This window comes from Pseudomonas sp. NPDC089752 (assembly GCF_044748725.1).
In the GTDB taxonomy this organism is placed as follows: domain Bacteria; phylum Pseudomonadota; class Gammaproteobacteria; order Pseudomonadales; family Pseudomonadaceae; genus Aquipseudomonas.
In genome coordinates this window covers 345,608-362,967 of the sequence record NZ_JBIVGP010000005.1, presented here as the reverse complement: position 1 = coordinate 362,967, position 17,360 = coordinate 345,608, and the positions used below count along the sequence as shown (strand labels likewise).

The 17,360-nt window shown below is 63.3% G+C and carries 14 protein-coding genes and 1 tRNA gene; 10 read left to right on the top strand and 5 right to left on the bottom strand.

Going from position 1 to position 17,360, the window contains the following annotated elements; translation table 11 throughout:
- Nucleotides 1–25 precede the first annotated feature (25 nt).
- From ACIPZF_RS11060 to ACIPZF_RS11020, 9 genes are all read left to right on the top strand, one after another.
- Nucleotides 26–811: a sulfite exporter TauE/SafE family protein gene (locus ACIPZF_RS11060; RefSeq protein WP_400798868.1), complete on the top strand. Its 786-nt coding sequence runs from the start codon at nt 26–28 to the stop codon at nt 809–811.
- Between the two features lie 23 nt (nt 812–834).
- Nucleotides 835–1,596, top strand: coding sequence for an SDR family NAD(P)-dependent oxidoreductase (locus tag ACIPZF_RS11055; protein WP_400798866.1), 762 nt, complete (start codon nt 835–837; stop codon nt 1,594–1,596).
- 128 nt (nt 1,597–1,724) lie between these two features.
- Nucleotides 1,725–4,793, top strand: coding sequence for a formate dehydrogenase-N subunit alpha (gene fdnG, locus ACIPZF_RS11050; RefSeq protein ID WP_400798863.1), 3,069 nt, complete (start codon nt 1,725–1,727; stop codon nt 4,791–4,793).
- The gene (fdxH, locus tag ACIPZF_RS11045) at nt 4,793–5,743 is read left to right on the top strand and encodes a formate dehydrogenase subunit beta (RefSeq protein ID WP_400798860.1); all 951 of its coding nucleotides are present in this window, start codon (nt 4,793–4,795) and stop codon (nt 5,741–5,743) included. Before fdnG ends, fdxH begins: the two co-directional genes overlap by 1 nt.
- Nucleotides 5,740–6,396: a formate dehydrogenase subunit gamma gene (locus tag ACIPZF_RS11040; protein WP_400798858.1), complete on the top strand. Its 657-nt coding sequence runs from the start codon at nt 5,740–5,742 to the stop codon at nt 6,394–6,396. Before fdxH ends, ACIPZF_RS11040 begins: the two co-directional genes overlap by 4 nt.
- Before the next feature lie 4 nt (nt 6,397–6,400).
- Nucleotides 6,401–7,321, top strand: coding sequence for a formate dehydrogenase accessory protein FdhE (gene fdhE, locus ACIPZF_RS11035; protein ID WP_400798855.1), 921 nt, complete (start codon nt 6,401–6,403; stop codon nt 7,319–7,321).
- 154 nt (nt 7,322–7,475) lie between these two features.
- A complete protein-coding gene (selA, locus tag ACIPZF_RS11030; protein WP_400798852.1) occupies nt 7,476–8,903 on the top strand; it encodes an L-seryl-tRNA(Sec) selenium transferase in 1,428 nt (475 codons plus the stop codon).
- Entirely contained in the window at nt 8,900–10,822 is a 1,923-nt protein-coding gene (gene selB, locus ACIPZF_RS11025) for a selenocysteine-specific translation elongation factor (RefSeq protein ID WP_400798849.1), read from the top strand. Before selA ends, selB begins: the two co-directional genes overlap by 4 nt.
- 6 nt (nt 10,823–10,828) lie before the next feature.
- Nucleotides 10,829–10,924 (top strand) — tRNA-Sec (locus ACIPZF_RS11020).
- A gap of 9 nt (nt 10,925–10,933) precedes the next feature.
- Here the strand turns inward: ACIPZF_RS11020 and ACIPZF_RS11015 are convergent.
- Complete coding sequence (locus tag ACIPZF_RS11015; RefSeq protein ID WP_400798847.1) at nt 10,934–11,923, bottom strand: asparaginase; 990 nt, start codon at nt 11,921–11,923, stop codon at nt 10,934–10,936.
- A 72-nt stretch (nt 11,924–11,995) separates the two neighbouring features.
- Nucleotides 11,996–13,438: an alanine/glycine:cation symporter family protein gene (locus tag ACIPZF_RS11010; protein WP_400798844.1), complete on the bottom strand. Its 1,443-nt coding sequence runs from the start codon at nt 13,436–13,438 to the stop codon at nt 11,996–11,998.
- 178 nt (nt 13,439–13,616) lie between these two features.
- Here ACIPZF_RS11010 and ACIPZF_RS11005 point away from each other — a divergent pair, with 178 nt between their 5' ends.
- Complete coding sequence (locus ACIPZF_RS11005; protein WP_400798841.1) at nt 13,617–14,426, top strand: helix-turn-helix domain-containing protein; 810 nt, start codon at nt 13,617–13,619, stop codon at nt 14,424–14,426.
- Nucleotides 14,427–14,437: 11 nt separating this feature from the next.
- On the opposite strand, the gene ACIPZF_RS11000 is transcribed toward ACIPZF_RS11005, so the two are convergent.
- The 3 genes from ACIPZF_RS11000 to ACIPZF_RS10990 are packed head-to-tail and all read right to left on the bottom strand — an operon-like array spanning nt 14,438 to nt 17,143.
- The gene (locus ACIPZF_RS11000; RefSeq protein WP_400798838.1) at nt 14,438–15,277 is read right to left on the bottom strand and encodes an alpha/beta hydrolase; all 840 of its coding nucleotides are present in this window, start codon (nt 15,275–15,277) and stop codon (nt 14,438–14,440) included.
- A gap of 13 nt (nt 15,278–15,290) precedes the next feature.
- Nucleotides 15,291–16,085 carry a TSUP family transporter gene (locus ACIPZF_RS10995; RefSeq protein ID WP_400798835.1) on the bottom strand — a complete coding sequence of 265 codons (795 nt, stop codon included), beginning with the start codon at nt 16,083–16,085 and terminating at the stop codon, nt 15,291–15,293.
- Between the two features lie 17 nt (nt 16,086–16,102).
- Nucleotides 16,103–17,143 carry a hypothetical protein gene (locus ACIPZF_RS10990; RefSeq protein ID WP_400798833.1) on the bottom strand — a complete coding sequence of 347 codons (1,041 nt, stop codon included), beginning with the start codon at nt 17,141–17,143 and terminating at the stop codon, nt 16,103–16,105.
- Between the last annotated feature and the right edge of the window lie 217 nt (nt 17,144–17,360).

Below are 17,360 nucleotides of genomic sequence, written 5' to 3'. Positions count from 1 at the left end.
TTCAATTTTTCACGGAACGAACGTTATGGAACTGTTAGGCGCCTACTGGGCGGAACATTGGCTGTTGGCGATTCTGTTGCTGGGCGCCATTGCCTTCATTGCAGGTTTTGTAGACAGCATCGCCGGCGGTGGCGGGCTGTTCCTGGTGCCCGGTTTTCTGCTGGTCGGCATGCCGCCGCAAGTAGCCCTGGGGCAGGAAAAGCTGGTCAGTACCCTGGGAACACTGGCCGCCATCCGCAACTTCCTGACCAACAGCAAAATGGTTTGGCAGGTGGCGCTGGTCGGTGTGCCTTTCTCATTGCTCGGCGCTTACCTGGGGGCACACCTGATCGTGTCGATCCCGCAGGAAATCGTGGGCAAGATCATCCTGGCATTGATCCCGTTCGGCATCCTGATCTTCCTCACCCCAAAAGACCGCCCGGTCGAGGAGCGCCAGCTGTCGGCGCGAATGCTCTACACCGTGGTGCCGCTGACCTGCCTCACCATCGGCTTCTATGACGGCTTTTTCGGTCCCGGTACCGGCAGCATGTTCATCATTGCCTTTCATTACTTGTTGCGTATGGACCTGGTGTCCAGTTCGGCCAATTCCAAGACGTTCAACTTCGCCTCCAATATCGGTGCGCTGGTGGCGTTCATCATGGCGGGGAAGGTCGTCTATCTGCTGGCGCTGCCGTTGGTCATCTGCAACGTCCTGGGTAATCACATGGGCAGCGCGTTGGCGTTACGCAAAGGCAACGAAGTGGTACGCAAGGCGCTGGTGTTTTCGATGCTGTGCCTGTTTACCAGCCTGGGTGTGAAGTACCTGGTCTGATCTAACCGTTTGGGAGAAACCTGATGAAAACTGCTTTCGTAACTGGCGCCTCTTCAGGCTTTGGCCGCGCCATCTGCCGCACCTTGGTCGCCAAGGGGTACCGCGTGATCGGCGGCGCGCGACGCATGGACAAGCTGGAAGCGCTGGAGCGCGAACTAGGCCAACACTTCATCCCGCTGGCGCTGGATGTCACCTCTTCTGCGTCGATCAGCGCAGCGGTTGGACAGATCAATGAGGCAGCACCGGCCATCGATGTGCTGGTCAACAATGCAGGGCTGGCCCTGGGTGTCGAACGGGCCCAGGTCAGCAGCGCCGAAAACTGGCAGCGGATGATCGACACCAACATCACCGGACTGGCCATGATGACCCACGCGGTCTTGCCGCAAATGGTCGCGGCAGACAGCGGCATGATCATCAATATCGGTTCGATTGCCGGCACCTATCCCTATCCGGGGGGCAACGTCTATGGCGCGAGCAAGGCGTTCGTGCGCCAGTTCAGCCTGAACCTGCGGGCCGACCTGGCCGGTACGCGGGTGCGGGTGAGCAATATCGAGCCCGGGCTGTGTTCCGGGACTGATTTCTCGGTGGTGCGCCTCAACGGCGACATGAATGCGGTGGATGCGCTGTACCGCGATGTGCAGGCAATCCTGCCCGAGGACATCGCCGCCACGGTGGCGTGGATCGCCGAGCAGCCGCCGCATGTGAACATCAATACCCTCGAAATCATGCCGGTCGCTCAGAGCAGCGCGGCGCTGAATGTGGCGCGCAACCTGCCGCCGTGCTGACTGGGGTCAATCGCACTTTCGCCATTCTTGACTAGTCTTAACGTTTGGCGGCATCACTTTGCCGCTACCGTGATGACCCGAGGTGCCGGCAATGTCCCGTGCGCCCGAAACCTGATCAGGAGTGCACGATGGACCTCAACCGTCGGCAGTTCTTCAAGGTCGCCGCTGTCGGCCTTGGAGGCTCGAGCCTGGCGGCGTTGGGCATGGCCCCGACGCCGGCCTTCGCCGAGCAGGTGCGCCACTTCAAGCTGGCGCACACCAAAGAAGCTCGCAACACCTGCCCCTACTGTTCGGTCGGCTGTGGCCTGATCCTGTACAGCCAGGGCGATGCGGGCAAAAACGTCAAACAGAACATCATCCATATCGAAGGCGACGCCGACCACCCGGTCAACCGCGGCACCCTGTGCCCGAAAGGCGCGGGCCTGCTCGACTTCATCCACAGCCCCAGCCGCCTCAAGTACCCCGAAATGCGCAAGGCAGGCAGCAATGAATGGGTGCGGGTCAGCTGGGACGAAGCGCTCGACCGCGTCGCCGACCTGATGAAGCAGGACCGCGACGCCAACTTCATCGAGAAAAACGCCCAGGGGCAGACCGTCAACCGCTGGCTCACCACCGGTTTTCTCGCTGCCTCCGCCGCCTCAAGCGAGGCGGGCTACCTGACCCACAAGGTCATCCGCGCAACCGGCATGCTGGGGTTCGATAACCAGGCACGTGTCTGACACGGCCCGACGGTGGCAAGTCTTGCCCCGACGTACGGCCGTGGCGCCATGACCAACCACTGGTCAGATATCGCCAACGCGAATCTGGTCCTGGTGATGGGTGGCAACGCAGCAGAAGCGCATCCGTGCGGCTTCAAGTGGGTGACCGAGGCCAAGGCGCACAACAAGGCGCGGCTGATCGTGGTCGACCCGCGGTTTACCCGTACCGCTTCGGTGGCGGATTACTATGCGCCGATTCGCACCGGAACCGACATCGCCTTCATGGGCGGGTTGATCAATTACCTGTTGAGCAACGACAAGATCCAGCACGAGTACGTGCGCAACTACACCGACGTGTCGTTCATCGTCAAAGAGAACTATGGCTTCGAGGATGGGCTGTTCAGCGGCTATGACGAGGCCAAGCGCGTCTACGCGGATAAATCCGGCTGGGGCTACGAGCTGGGCGAGGACGGCTTCGCCAAGGTCGACCCGACCCTGCAGCACCCGCGTTGCGTCTACCAGCTGATGAAGCAGCACTACAGCCGCTATACCCCGGAACTGGCGAGCATGACCTGTGGCATGCCGCAGGACGCCATGATGAAAGTCTGGGAAGAGATCGCCACCTGCTCGGTGCCGGGCAAGACCATGACGATTCTCTACGCACTCGGCTGGACGCAGCATTCCATTGGGGCGCAGATCATCCGCAGTGCGGCGATGGTCCAGTTGCTGCTGGGCAACGTCGGCATGCCCGGTGGCGGGGTCAACGCCCTGCGCGGGCACTCCAACATCCAGGGCCTGACCGACCTCGGGTTGTTGTCCAACTCGCTGCCGGGTTACCTGACCCTGGCCGGCGACGCCGAGCAGGACTACGCCACCTACATCGACAAGCGCGCCTCCAAACCGTTGCGCCCGGGGCAACTGTCGTACTGGCAGAACTACGGCAAGTTCCATGTCAGCCTGATGAAATCCTGGTTCGGCGCCAACGCCACGGCGGAAAACAACTGGGGCTACGACTGGCTGCCCAAGCTCGATGTGCCGGCCTATGACGTGCTGCGCATGTTCGAGATGATGGGGCAGGGCAAGGTCAACGGCTACATGTGCCAGGGTTTCAACCCGATCGCCGCGCTGCCGGACAAGAACCGCGTCACCGCAGCGTTGGCCAAGCTCAAGTGGCTGGTGATCATGGACCCGCTGGCCACTGAAACCTCGGAGTTCTGGCGCAACGCGGGCCCCTTCAACGACGTCGACACGGCCAATATCCAGACCGAAGTGATCCGCCTGCCCACCACCTGCTTCGCCGAGGAAGACGGCTCGCTGGTCAACAGCAGTCGCTGGCTGCAGTGGCACTGGAAGGGCGCCGATGGCCCGGGCGAAACGCGTACCGATGTGCAGATCATGAGCGAGCTGTTCATCCGCCTGCGCGAGCGCTACAGCAAAGAGGGCGGTGCCTATCCGGACGCGATGATGAACATCGACTGGCCGTACAAGATCCCTGAGGAACCTTCCCCCGAGGAGCTGGCCAAGGAGATGAACGGCCGGGCCGTAACCGACGTCACCGACCCGACCGGTGCGCTGCTCAAGGCCGGCCAGCAGCTTTCGGGCTTCGGCCAGCTCAAGGACGATGGCAGTACCGCGTCCGGCTGCTGGATCTTCGCCGGCTGCTGGACCGAGCAGGGCAACCAGATGGCGCGCCGCGACAACAGCGACCCGTTCGGCATGCACCAGGTGCAGAACTGGGCCTGGGCCTGGCCGGCCAACCGGCGCATCCTCTACAACCGCGCCTCCAGCGACCCGCAGGGCAAGCCCTGGGACCCGGAGAAGAAGCGCCTGGTGTGGTGGAACGGCAAAGCCTGGACCGGCACCGACGTGCCGGACTTCAAGGTCGACTCGCCACCGGAAGCGGGGATGAACCCGTTCATCATGAACCCCGAGGGCGTGGCGCGGTTCTTCGCCATCGACAAGATGGCCGAAGGCCCGTTCCCCGAGCACTACGAGCCGTTCGAGACGCCCATCGGCATCAACCCGCTGCATCCGCAGAACAAGAAGGCCACCAGCAACCCGGCCGGGCGGATCTTCGATTCGGTGTGGGACACCTTGGGCAAGCACGACGAGTTCCCCTACGCGGCGACCACCTACCGGCTGACCGAGCACTTCCACTTCTGGAGCAAGCATTGCCGGCTCAACGCCATCGCCCAGCCCGAGCAGTTCGTCGAGATTGGCGAGGTGCTGGCCAATGAGAAAGGCATCAAGGCTGGGGATTGGGTGCGGGTGTCGAGCAAGCGCGGGCATATCGATGCGGTGGCGGTGGTGACCAAGCGGATTCGCCCGCTGCAGGTCAACAACCAGACCGTGCACCAGATCGGCATCCCGTTGCACTGGGGCTTCACCGGCGCTACACGCCACGGCTACCTGACCAACACCCTGGTGCCGTTCCTCGGTGACGGCAACACGCAGACGCCGGAGTCCAAGTCGTTCCTCGTCAAAGTGGAGAAACTCTGATGGCCAGCCAAGACATCATCGCCCGCTCGGCCACCACCACGGTTCCGCCCTCGGTACGCCAGCTGGAGGAAGTCGCCAAGCTGATCGACACCACCAAGTGCATCGGCTGCAAGGCCTGCCAGGTGGCGTGTTCGGAGTGGAACGAACTGCGTGACGAGGTCGGCCACAACCACGGCACCTACGACAACCCCCAGGACCTCACGGCCGATACCTGGACCCTGATGCGTTTCACCGAGCACGAGCGCGACGATGGCAACCTGGAGTGGCTGATCCGCAAGGACGGCTGCATGCACTGCGCCGACCCCGGTTGCCTGAAGGCCTGCCCAAGCCCGGGGGCGATCATCAAGCACGCCAACGGCATCGTCGATTTCAACCAGGACCACTGCATCGGCTGCGGCTACTGCATCACCGGTTGCCCGTTCAACATCCCGCGCATCTCGCAGAAGGACCACAAGGCGTACAAGTGCACGCTGTGTTCCGACCGCGTGAGCGTGGGCCTGGAACCGGCCTGTGTGAAGACCTGCCCCACTGGGGCGATCGTCTTCGGCAGCAAGGACGAGATGAAGGTGCACGCTGCCGAGCGTATCGTCGACCTCAAGTCGCGCGGCTACGACAACGCCGGGTTGTATGATCCGGACGGCGTCGGCGGCACTCACGTGATGTACGTGCTGCACCATGCCGACACGCCCCGGCTGTATGCGGGGCTGCCGGACCAACCCGTGATCAGCCCGCTGGTGGGCTTGTGGAAGGGCTTCACCAAGCCACTGGCGCTGCTGGCCATGGGCGCAGCGGTGTTGGCCGGGTTCTTCCACTATGTGCGGGTCGGCCCGCAGCGGGTCGAGGAAGACGAGCACCCAACGTCAGCCGATGACAGCGTGCATCAGGTCGACCCGGCCGTGCATGTCTACGATCCGAAGCAGCCCGGTGGGCAAGGGGAGCAGCGGCCATGAACGACAACAAACCCATCCTGCGCTACAACGCCAACGAGCGGACCAACCACTGGATCGTCGCCATCCTGTTCTTCATGGCCGGGCTGTCCGGGCTGGCGCTGTTCCACCCGGCGCTGTTCTGGCTCAGCCATCTGTTCGGCGGCGGGCCGTGGACACGCATCCTGCACCCGTTCATGGGCGTGGCGATGTTCGTGTTCTTCCTGTTCCTGGTCATCCGGTTCTGGCGCGCCAACTTCATCACCGCCAACGACCGCTTGTGGCTGCGCCGCATCGATCGGGTGATGGTCAACCGCGAAGACGGCGTGCCGCCAATCGGCAAGTACAACGCCGGGCAGAAGCTGCTGTTCTGGACGCTGCTGCTGTGCATGCTGGTGTTGTTGCTCAGCGGCGTGGTGATCTGGCGGGCGTACTTCAGCCACTTCTTCGACATTGGCTCGATTCGCCTGGCGTCACTAGCCCATGCGCTGGCCGGTTTCGTGCTGATCCTCAGCATCATCGTGCACATCTACGCCGGCATCTGGATCAAGGGTTCGATCGGCGCGATGCTGCATGGTTGGGTCAGCCGCGCCTGGGCGCGCAAGCACCATGAACTGTGGTACCGCGAAGTGACTGGCGACAAGACACCGAGCAATCACCGACGTAAAGAAGGATAAGCGCTTGAGCACGATACTCGAACCCGGGCAGATCGAAGCCTCGGCGGTGATGCCGCCGTTTCTGCACCTGCCGCCCGCCAACCTGTTCGAACTGCGCGCCCTGCGCCTGGAGCAGCTGGCCGAAGGGCATGCGCTGAGGGATTACCTGCGGCTGATTGCCCGGTTGTGCCGGATTCAGCAGCAGCTTGTGGATAACCCTCCTGCGGGATTGCCTGTGGCCGAGGAGCGTCAGCGCCTGTGTATAAGTCATGGGTTGCCACCGCTTGCGGCTGACAGTCTGGTGCGTGAAGGGCCGTGGTTGGTTTGGCTTCAGGCGTTACTCAAGCATTTTTCGGCTGACATTGAAGGGCCGCTGGCTGATGCACTACAGGCCGTGCGCGACAGTGATGACAACCAGCGCAAGGGGTGGGGCATCGCGTTGCTCGCTGGGCAGTTCGACGCGGTGCCTGCTGCGCTTGTGCCGTTCCTCGGCGCAGCGCTGCAAGCGGCCTGGTCCAGCTGGCTGCTGGCGCTGCCGTCACCCGAACTCAAGCCCTCAGGCAGCCTGGCCCAGTGCCCGGCCTGCGGCTCACCGGCCATGGCCGGGGTGGTGCGTAACCGGGGCAAGCACAATGGTCTGCGGTATCTGGCGTGTTCGTTGTGTGCCTGCGAATGGCACGTCGTGCGGGTCAAGTGCGTGTATTGCGAGTCGAGCAAGGATTTGCGCTATACCAGCCTGGAGGATGACCGCCATGCGCCGGGCAAGGCGCCGCTGCGGGCGGAGTGTTGTCCGGGGTGCAATGCGTACCTGAAGCAGAACTACCTGGAGAACGATGCGGCGGCCGAGCCGTTGGCGGATGATTTGGCCAGCCTGGCGCTGGATATGCGTTTGGACGAGGAGGGCTTTGATCGTCTGGCGCCTAACTTGATGCTGGCGCCCGGGTAGTGGGTGAGTGTCTACACTTCAATACCGAGTCGCCCCTTTCGCGGGACAAGCCCGCTCCCACAGGCACAGTGTGCTGCTGGCAACTCACAGTGCCTGTGGGAGCGGGCTTGCCCCGCGAAAGGGCCCCAACAGACAATGGAGAAGGTAGTACCTGATGTCTTCCAGCCTCGCCAGCGACACCCCACGCCTGCCCTCGATCGACACCCTCCTGCGCCACCCGGCCTGCCTCCCGCTGATCGACCGTCACGGCCGCGATGCAGTGCTCGCCACCCTGCGCCAACTGCTCGACGACCTGCGCGAACCCACTCGCCTGGGCCAACTCAGCGCCACCGAACTGGCCGCCGAGATACTGCTTGGCCGCAGCGGCGAGCGCCTGGCCATTCAGCAGCGCAGCCAGGTTCGCCGCGTGTTCAACCTCACTGGCACCGTGCTGCACACCAACCTCGGCCGCGCGCTGTTGCCGGAAGAAGCCGTCGAAGCCATGCAGACCGCCGCCCGCTACCCGCTCAACCTGGAATTCGACCTGGCCACCGGCAAGCGCGGCGACCGTGACGATCTGATCGAAGGCCTGATCCGTGAGCTGACCGGCGCCGAAGCGGTTACCGTGGTCAACAACAACGCCGCGGCCGTGCTGCTGGCGCTCAACAGCCTGGGCGCGCGCAAGGAAGGCATCATCTCCCGGGGCGAGCTGATCGAAATCGGCGGTGCCTTCCGCATCCCCGACATCATGGCGCGGGCCGGGGTAAAACTGCACGAGATCGGCACCACCAACCGCACCCACGCCCGCGATTACGAAGCCGCCATCGGTCCGCGCACCGGTTTGTTGATGCGCGTGCATTGCAGCAACTACAGCATCCAGGGCTTCACAACCCAGGTACCCACAGCCGAGCTGGCGCGCATCGCCCATCAACACGAACTGCCGCTGCTCGAAGACCTCGGCAGCGGTAGCCTGCTCGACCTGACCCGCTGGGGCTTGCCCGCCGAGCCAACCGTGCGCCAAGCCCTGGCCGATGGCGCCGATATCGTCACCTTCAGCGGCGACAAGCTGCTGGGCGGCCCGCAGGCAGGCATTATCGTCGGGCGCAAGGAACTGATCGCCAGGATCAAGAAGAACCCACTCAAACGTGCCCTGCGCGTCGACAAGATCACCCTCGCCGCGCTCGAAGCCGTGCTGGCGCTGTACCGCAACCCGGACCGCCTGGCCGAGCGCCTGCCCAGCCTGCGCCTGCTGACCCGCAGCCAGGCCGAGATCCAGGCCCAGGCCGAGCGCCTGGCGCCCGCGCTCAAGGCCCACTTGGATGCGCAATGGACCGTCAGCGTGGAGCCGGCACTGGGCATGATCGGCAGTGGCAGCCAGCCGGTGGCGCGGCTGCCGAGCGCCGCGCTGTGCCTGCGCCCGCAAGTGTCGAAGAAGCTGCGCGGGCGCAGCCTGCATGTGCTGGAGCGCGCCTTGCGTGAGCTACCGGTGCCGGTGCTCGGCCGCATCGACGACGACGCGCTGTGGCTCGACCTGCGCCAACTGGACGATGAAGCCCAGTGGCTGGCGCAACTGCCCGCCCTGCGACTGGGGCCAGTGCAGTGATCGTTGGCACCGCCGGCCACATCGACCACGGCAAGACCGCATTGCTCCAGGCCCTGACCGGGCAGGCCGGCGACCATCGCCAGGAGGAGCGCGAGCGCGGCATGACCATCGACCTCGGCTATCGCTATGCCGCCCTGGCCGAGGGCGCGCCCCTGACGGGCTTCATCGACGTACCTGGGCACGAGCGCTTTATCCACAACATGCTGGCGGGTGCCCATGGTATCGACCTGGTGTTGTTGGTGGTGGCGGCGGACGATGGGGTCATGCCACAGACCCGCGAGCACCTGGCGATCATCGAGTTGCTGGGCATTCCCCAGGCGCTGGTGGCGATCAGCAAGTGCGACCGGGTAGCGCCTGCGCGGGTCGCTGAAGTGCAATTGCAAGTTGCTGAACTGTTGGCGCCAGGGCCCTATGCCGGCGCGCGACAGTTACCGTTGTCGAGTGTGACTGGTGAAGGGATCGACGCCCTGCGCCAAGCACTACTTGGCGCCGCCGCTCGCGTGCGGCAGCGCAGCGTGCAAGGTGGTTTTCGCCTGGCGGTCGACCGCGCTTTCGCCGTGACCGGTGCCGGTGTGGTGGTCACCGGCACCGCGTTGGCCGGTCGGGTCAGTGCTGGCGACACGCTGTTGCTGGGCAAGGCGGGTAAGCCGGTGCGGGTGCGTGGCCTGCATGCGCAGAACCAGGCCGCGCTGGTGGCGGAGGCGGGGCAGCGAGTGGCGCTGAACATCGCCGCCGAGCGTCTGGCCGTGGATCAGGTGCACCGCGGTGACTGGCTGGTGCCCGAGTGGCTGCATGCGCCCAGCGTCCGCATCGATATCGAGCTGCAACTGCTGGCCAGCGAGAACCGGCCTTTCGAGCATTTCAGCGCCGTGCATGTGCACCTCGGGACCCAGGATGTCACCGCCCGGGTCGCGCTGCTCGAAGGCGAGCGCCTGCTGGCAGGCCAGCGCATGTTTGCCCAGTTGCTGCTCAATGCGCCGCTGCAAGCCGTGCACGGCGACCGCCTGGTGCTGCGCGACCAGCGTGCCCAGCGCACATTGGGCGGTGGCATGGTGCTCGACCCGTTCGCGCCGAGCCGTCAGCGCCGCAGTGAGGCGCGCTTGCGTCAGTTGCAGGTGCTGAGCGATGCCCAGGGATTGGAAGAGGCTATCGCGGCATTGCTCGACACCGCGCCGGGTGGCCTCGATCCGCAGCGTCTGGAGCGTCAGTTCAACCGCTTGCGCGAAACCTGGCACTTACCCGCCGAAGTGATAACGATCACCACAAGGCAAGATCAGTTGTTATTCGCCAGCGCGCAGTGGCAATTCCTGAAACAACAGGCGCTGGAGCAATTGGCACTGTTCCACGAGCAGGAGCCTGATCAACTCGGCCCAGACCGCGATCGCCTGCGCCGCTTCGCGGCCTTGCCAGTCGAACGCCCAGCGTTCGTCAGCTTGCTGGATGAAATGCTCGGTGAAGGCACTATCGCCAGCAGCGGGCCATGGCTGCACCTGCCGGATCACAAGGTTCAGTTGAGCGAAGCCGACAGCGCCTTATGGGCGCGCCTGCAACCCAGGTTGCTGAAAGGGCAATTCGACCCGCCGTGGGTCAGGACGCTGGCCAGCGAAGAAAAATGCGCCGAAGCTGAGGTGCGCCTGTTACTGCGCAAGCTCGCCAGGCTAGGGTTGGTGCATCAGGTGGTGCGTGACCTGTTCTATCCGCAGGCGACGCTGCAGCGCATGGCAGAGCTGCTGCTTGGGCAATCAAGCGAAACGCCGGTAGTGCAGGTGGCCGCGTTTCGCGATATGTTGGGCATCGGTCGCAAGCGCAGTGTGCAGATTCTCGAATACTTCGACCGTATCGGCCTGACCCGCAGGGTCGCCGATCAGCGTCATATCCGCGCCGACAGCGCGCTGGCCCAGCAACAGGCCAGTCCCTGAGTTCAAGGAAGGCAATCGCGCCCGGTGGCGCGGCCGGGCTTCAAACCCGGTTGGGGACGGCAGCCGTTCCCGGGCAGGTTCGACTCCCGCTGCCTTCCGCCAATTTTTCTCTCAAGCGCGCTCGCCGCACAGGTCCAGGGCGAACCACTGCTCTGCAGCATCGGCATCCAACCCGGCACCCAGCAGCGCAAACATCTTGCCCAGCGCCGCCTCACGGGTCATGCCACCGCCACTGACCAGCCCGGCAGCGCGCAGTCGGTTACCCGCCGCATAGGTGTCGAACACCACCGAACCCTCTGGGCACTGGCTGATGGCGACCAGCAGCACCCCACGCTGGCGCGCCGCGCGCAGTACGTCGAGCAAGGCTTGATCGTCTGACGGCCCGGTACCACTGCCATAGCACTCCAACAACAATCCTTGCACGCCGGTGTCGATCAGCGCGCGCAGGTGCTCGGCCTGCAAACCGGGGAAGATCGGCATCACCGCGAGGTTGACTGGCTGGCGCTGTTGGCGGTAACCCAAGGCAGCAGGCACCTCGCTCGCACGCTCGCCTTCGCGGTGGCGCGGCAATGCGGCAAACGCATCGAAGGCTTCACTGCGCAGCTTCGATGCGCGGCAGCCCGGCAGCAACTGGCCGTGGAAGTACAGCTGCACGCCGTTTTCCAGGCCCTGCTCGAATTGGCGCAGGGCACCGCAGAGGTTGTCCCAGGCATCGCTGCCCGGTGCGCCTGCCGGCAGCATCGAGCCGGTTAGCAACACCGGCACCGGCAAGCCAAGCAGCAGGAGCGCCAGCGCCGAGGCACTGTAGGCCAGCGAGTCGGTGCCATGCAGCACCAGCACGCCGTCATGCCCTCCAACCTCCACCGCCGCGACGATGGCATCGCGCATGGCCAGCCAGTTGTGCTGCTGCATGTTGGCGCTGTCGAGCAGCGGGTTCAGTTCCTGCAGCGTCCAATGCACCTGTGGCGCATCGCTCAGCTGGGCGAAGTGTTCGCGCATGCGCGCGTCGAAACCACCGGCCGGCGCCAGGCCTTCGGTAGTCTGGAGCATGCCGATGGTGCCCCCGGTGTAGAGCACGAGAAGATTCTTGACTGCACGCATGGAAAGCATCCGTAGCGGTGAGCGGAGGGTATGCAGCCGCCCACGGACGGGGCGGCTGGGCAGGGCAGGATATCAGCGCTGCGGCTGGGCTTGGCCGACGCTATTGTCAGCGGCCGTTTCAGCCTGCGGATTGGCAGGCCAGGCATTGCGGTCCAGGTCCAGGTCGGCGAACTTGGCCGAGTCGAACACCGGCTGCTTGATGCCCGCCTTGCGCTGCTCGTCGTAGTCGCGCATCACCCGCAGGCCGACCTTGAACAGCAGGGCCAGGGCGATCAGGTTGACGAAGGCCAGGCAGGTCATGGTGATGTCGGCGAAGGCGAACACGGTGGTCAAGTCCTGCATCGAGCCCCACACCACCAGCGCCAGCACCAGGCCACGGAACAGCATCAGCACGGTACGGTTGCGGGTGAGGAACTGCAGGCTGTTTTCGCCCAGGTAGTAGTTGTAGAGGATGCAGGTGAAGACGAACAGCGACAGCGCGACGCTGACGAACAGGCGGCCCCAGTCACCGACCACGGCGGCCAGCGAGTTCTGGGTCAGGACGATGCCGTCACCTTCGAAGCCTGGGGTGTAGAAGCCCGACAGCAGGATCAGCAGCGCGGTGCAGGTGCAGATCACGAAGGTGTCGAGGAACACGCTGAAGGCCTGAACCACGCCTTGCGCGCCCGGGTGCTTCACGGCCGCAACGGCAGCGACGTTGGGCGCACTGCCCAGGCCCGCTTCGTTGGCGAACACACCACGCTTCACGCCCATGACGATGGCGCTGCCGAGCAGGCCGCCGAATGCTGGGTCAAGGCCGAAGGCGCTCTTGAAGATGGTTTCCAGCATGGCCGGCACGTGTTCGATCTGGGTGCCGATCACGTACAGGGTCACGCCGATGTAGGCCAGGGTCTTGACCGGCACCAGCAGGTCCGACACGGCGGCGATGCGCTTGATGCCGCCGATGAAGGTGATCGCCAGCAGCACAGCCAGGACGATACCGGTGTGGCTCGGGTCGAAGGCGAAGGCGTTCTGCAGCGAGTGAGTCACGGTGTACGACTGCAGGCCGATGAAGGCGAAGCCGTAGGTGACCAGCAGCAGGATCGAGAACACGATGGCCATGCTTTTGCGCTTCAGGCCATGCAGGATGTAGTAGGCCGGGCCGCCACGGTACAGGCCGTCGCCGTCGGCGCGCTTGTAGACCTGGGCCAGGGTGCACTCGAAGAAGCTGCTGGACATGCCCACCAGTGCGGTGACCCACATCCAGAACACCGCGCCTGGGCCGCCCAGGGTCACGGCGATGCCGACGCCCGCGATGTTACCGGCGCCGACGCGGCCGGCGAGGCTCAGCATCAGGGCCTGGAAGGAGCTCAGCTGGCCTGCCTGGCCACGCAGCGATTCCTTGAACACACCGAACATATGAGCAAAGTGGCGGAACTGGACGAAGCGCGAGCGAATGGTGAAGTAACCGCCGAGACCGACGATCAACACGATGAGGAGCTTCCCCGAGAGGAAATCGTTGAGTACTTCGAGCATTGGAAAATGACCTCGATTCTTATTCTTCGTGTGAAAAGACCAGCGGACGGCAGGCGCACCGCTATCGTTGGGGCGCATGGTTGGCCATGACAAGAGTGGTTACAATTTCGCGGGTTGCTCTGACTTGATGCGACTTGATGCTAAACTGGCGCCATTCGCGTCATCCTGGATCCTGACCATGAGCGATCATTTCGCTACCAATCTCAAACTGGCCTGCAGCCACTACCGCTCTATCTCGGAAGTTTGCCGCCAGCTGTCGATCAACCGCGCGCAGTTCAACAAATACCTGAGCGGGCAGAGCCGCCCGACGGCTTACAACCTCAAGCGCATAGGTGATTTCTTCGGTGTCGAGGATTACGAGCTGAATGTGCCGCCCGAACAGTTCGCCCGCCTGATCGGCGCCCGGGTGTCGGCGGTGAGCGATCAGCCCAGCGACCCGATCAGCGAACTGTTCCGCCCGTTGCAGGAGCACGCTGGCAACCTGTCACGCTATTGCGGCTACTACTTCGAGTACTCCAATTGCATGTCGGTGCCGGGCGCCATCCTGGTGTCGCTGGTGCACCTGCGCGAAGAGCGTGGCCGCTTCCTGTTCGAGCGCCAGGAGCGGCAAGAACGCTCCAGCGCCACCGACCAGCATGCCGAGGTGCGTTGCCGCTACCTGGGCGCGGCGTTCCAGTTGCAGGACCGGGTGTTTCTCATCGATTACGAGTCGCTGACCCTTAACGAGATGAGCCAGACCATCCTCATTCCCAGCTTTAAAAGCCGCATCACCCGCTTGAACGGCCTGAAGACCGGCGTTTCCAGCGGCGACCGGCGCAATCCGGCTTGCACCCGCGTGGTGTGGGAGTATCTGGGGGAAGAGATCAACCGCATCAATGCCTACCGCCAGGTGAAACTGTATCGGCCGGACGACCCACGCATCGATGACGATGTGCGCGAGCGCTTGAGTGTGGGGCCGATCAGTAATGGGCTGTTCGAGATCGAGTGAGGCGCCACGGGTCACGAGCCGTCAAGAATGAAGGTCGCCACGGCGTCGGCAACCTGGTCGGCAATCGCGGGCGTACTGCGCAGATGGGCGGCGATGCCATGGTCGCAGTCAGTCAGAAACAGGCACTGCAAACGCTCCGCTGAAACAGCCTGCATCAGGGCGTGGGTGACCTCTTCGGGGATCGGGCTGTAACGCTCGCTGCCGGCCAGCCACAGGTTACCAGCGCTGGTGCCTGGCCCCTTGCCGAAGCGTTGCGAATTGAGCCCGTCGTACTCGCCTATCACCATCAGTACTCTGCCCTGGAACTGCCGGAGAAAGGCGTAACTGTCGCTGTCCAGAAAACCGAAGGGTTTGCTGATGGCGGCAGTGAAGGCTGGGCCGAACGGTGCCTGGTGAGCTTCATCCGGATAGACGGCCGGACAGATCAACACGATGCTGTCCACGTCTGGCAACCGCGCGGCCAGTTTCAGTGTGAGGGCCGCGCCCAGGCTATGGCCGATCAGCGTCCGGCAGCGGAGCGCGATGTGTGAGTGAAAGCGCTGCGCCTCTTCAAGGTTGGTGGCCAATGAAGGCGACGCTGCCCCCGGCTCACTGGCGAGGCTGTGCCCCGACAGGTTACCCGTCAGCGAGCCGATGCCCGCCGCTTGCAGGCGATACAGCAGGGGGTTGAGCCGGGTGAAGTCCGAGCGTGCGCCACCCAGGACAAAGGCTGGTGCTGCGCGTTCAATGTCCGGTACCAGCAAACGGGCCTGTTGCCGGTAGTTTCCGAACACTTCTTCGATGAACTGTTCCTGGCCTGGGGCAGGTTCGTCGAACTGCCACTTCAGGCGCTGCGGGGTGCCAGGTTGCAATTGAAAATGCTCTCTAGTGGAACTGGTTGTGCAGCCATTGACCGAGCGGGCTAGCGGGATCGAGCAGCAACTTGAGTGCCATGATGCAGCAGACACACACCAACAGCGGTTTGATCAGCCTTGGCCCGAAGTGTACTGCGCAGCGGGCGCCCAACTGTGCCCCCACGAACGCGGCAAACGCCATCGCCAGTGCCAGCGGCCAGATGATCGCGCCGCTGAGTGAAAACACTGACAGCGCGCCCAGGTTGCAGGCTGCATTCAACAGTTTGCTGTTACACACCGCCTGTATCAGGTGCTGACCAAGCAAGACCACGCAGGCCACCATGAAGAACGAGCCGACACCCGGGCCGAAGATCCCGTCATAGAAGCCGATGACGGGGGCCACTGCCACGCAGAAGAGGCTAGTCGATATCTTCGCTTTGCGTGCCCGCTCATTCGGTTTTGGGCTGAAAGCGAAGTACGCGGCGACCAGTATCAGTAGTATGGGGACGCAGGCCTGTAGAATGTTTTTCGGAACATAGCTTATCGACAGGGCGCCCAAGGCCCCTCCGATGAATGACATGACCGCCATCGGGCCGCCGCGCCGCCAGTCGATCATGCCTTTGCGGGCAAACGCGAAGGTAGCGGAGACCGTAGCCGAAGCCGCCTGAAACTTGTTGGTGGCGATTGCCGCAAGAGGTTCTACTCCGGCAATGAACAACACCGGAAGTGTGATCAGACCCCCACCGCCGGCAATGGCATCGAAAAAGCCAGCCATCAGTGCAACCAGAGCGAGAATCAGAAGCAGCGTCAAGTCGAGTTCTATCATTGGGTGTTTTCCTGTCCTCAGCCGCGCACCAGCAGCGGATCTTCAGCGATTACCAGCGGTATTGCGTAGGGGGAGTAGCCGAACTGGCGGATGAGCAAACGGCGGTTGTCCTGCACGATGTCGCGTCCATGCAAGGCTCGGCTGTTGTTGATCAACAATGCGCTATCAGGCTGGAGGACGAAGCTCAGCGGTTTCGCAACGCTCAGTGCCTCCTGAAAGATGTTGAAAGCGCACGCAACGGCGCTGCACGCGCGATCATTCAGAGAAAAGCGGTAACTGTTGTAGCGCAGGGAAAAGCCGCCGTTGGCCTCGAATTGCAACATCGGAACGGCTTTGCCAGCATTGCCATGCCCGTCAGCAAAGCAATCACTGCGTGTGAAGTCGAATGAGGCGGAAGTAAGCGCTAGCGCGTTCAAGCTACCCAAACGTTCGATGACGTCACGAAGGACGATCACCTGTGTGGGTTCATCGGCGGGGTTCCAGCATGCAGTGAGGATCAGCGCCGAGGGGGCAGGGGAGTGACCGTTGCTGGCAATCGTCGAACAATTGTAAGGCGCTTCGGTGTGCGGCCCAAGGCGCAGGCCTGCATGCGAGCTGGTTTCGACTTCTGCGCTGGGATCTTCGCCGAGCCGTGGGATGCGGCCACCCCCTTTGAAGTTGCCGACCAGGCGCACCTGTTTGCCTTCGTTGTCGATATCGAAGGCAAAACTGCGATGGCGTGCCAGCTCCAGCAGCAGGTGATTGCGTGAAGCCAGGTATTGGCAGCAAGGATTACCGGCGAGGGTGGATAAACCAGGTAATTGTTCGGGGGCCGGAGCATAGGGGTATGGCATCTGGCGGTACATCAGCGCGGACAACTGCCCTTCGCTAAAACGAAGCAGAATTGCACGCTGCGTATCGCTCAGGCTTCTTTCGATTTGTTTGGCAAACGCACGAGCCTGAAATGCGACCCCTGCAGTTTCCGGGCCGCCCGATGCCGCGATGGCCTGGCTTGCGCTGGCTATGGCTTGTTGTTGTTCTTGATTGAAATCTAAATACGCAACTTCTGAGTCAGGCATTGAACGTTCCTTGTCGTTAACCTTGCAAAGCTCCCCAACTCCCCAACTGGCAAGTCGGTGAGTCGACAATTCAATGCAGTTATGCTGTTTATTGGAAGTCAGCTCCATCCTGGCATGCCGTAGGAGATTTCGCCGGTTGCAACGAAGAACTTTGATTTTTCGAAATCATGACCGTCCGATGCCTCGCCTGGACCCTATGTTGGACTTCCCCGCCCGG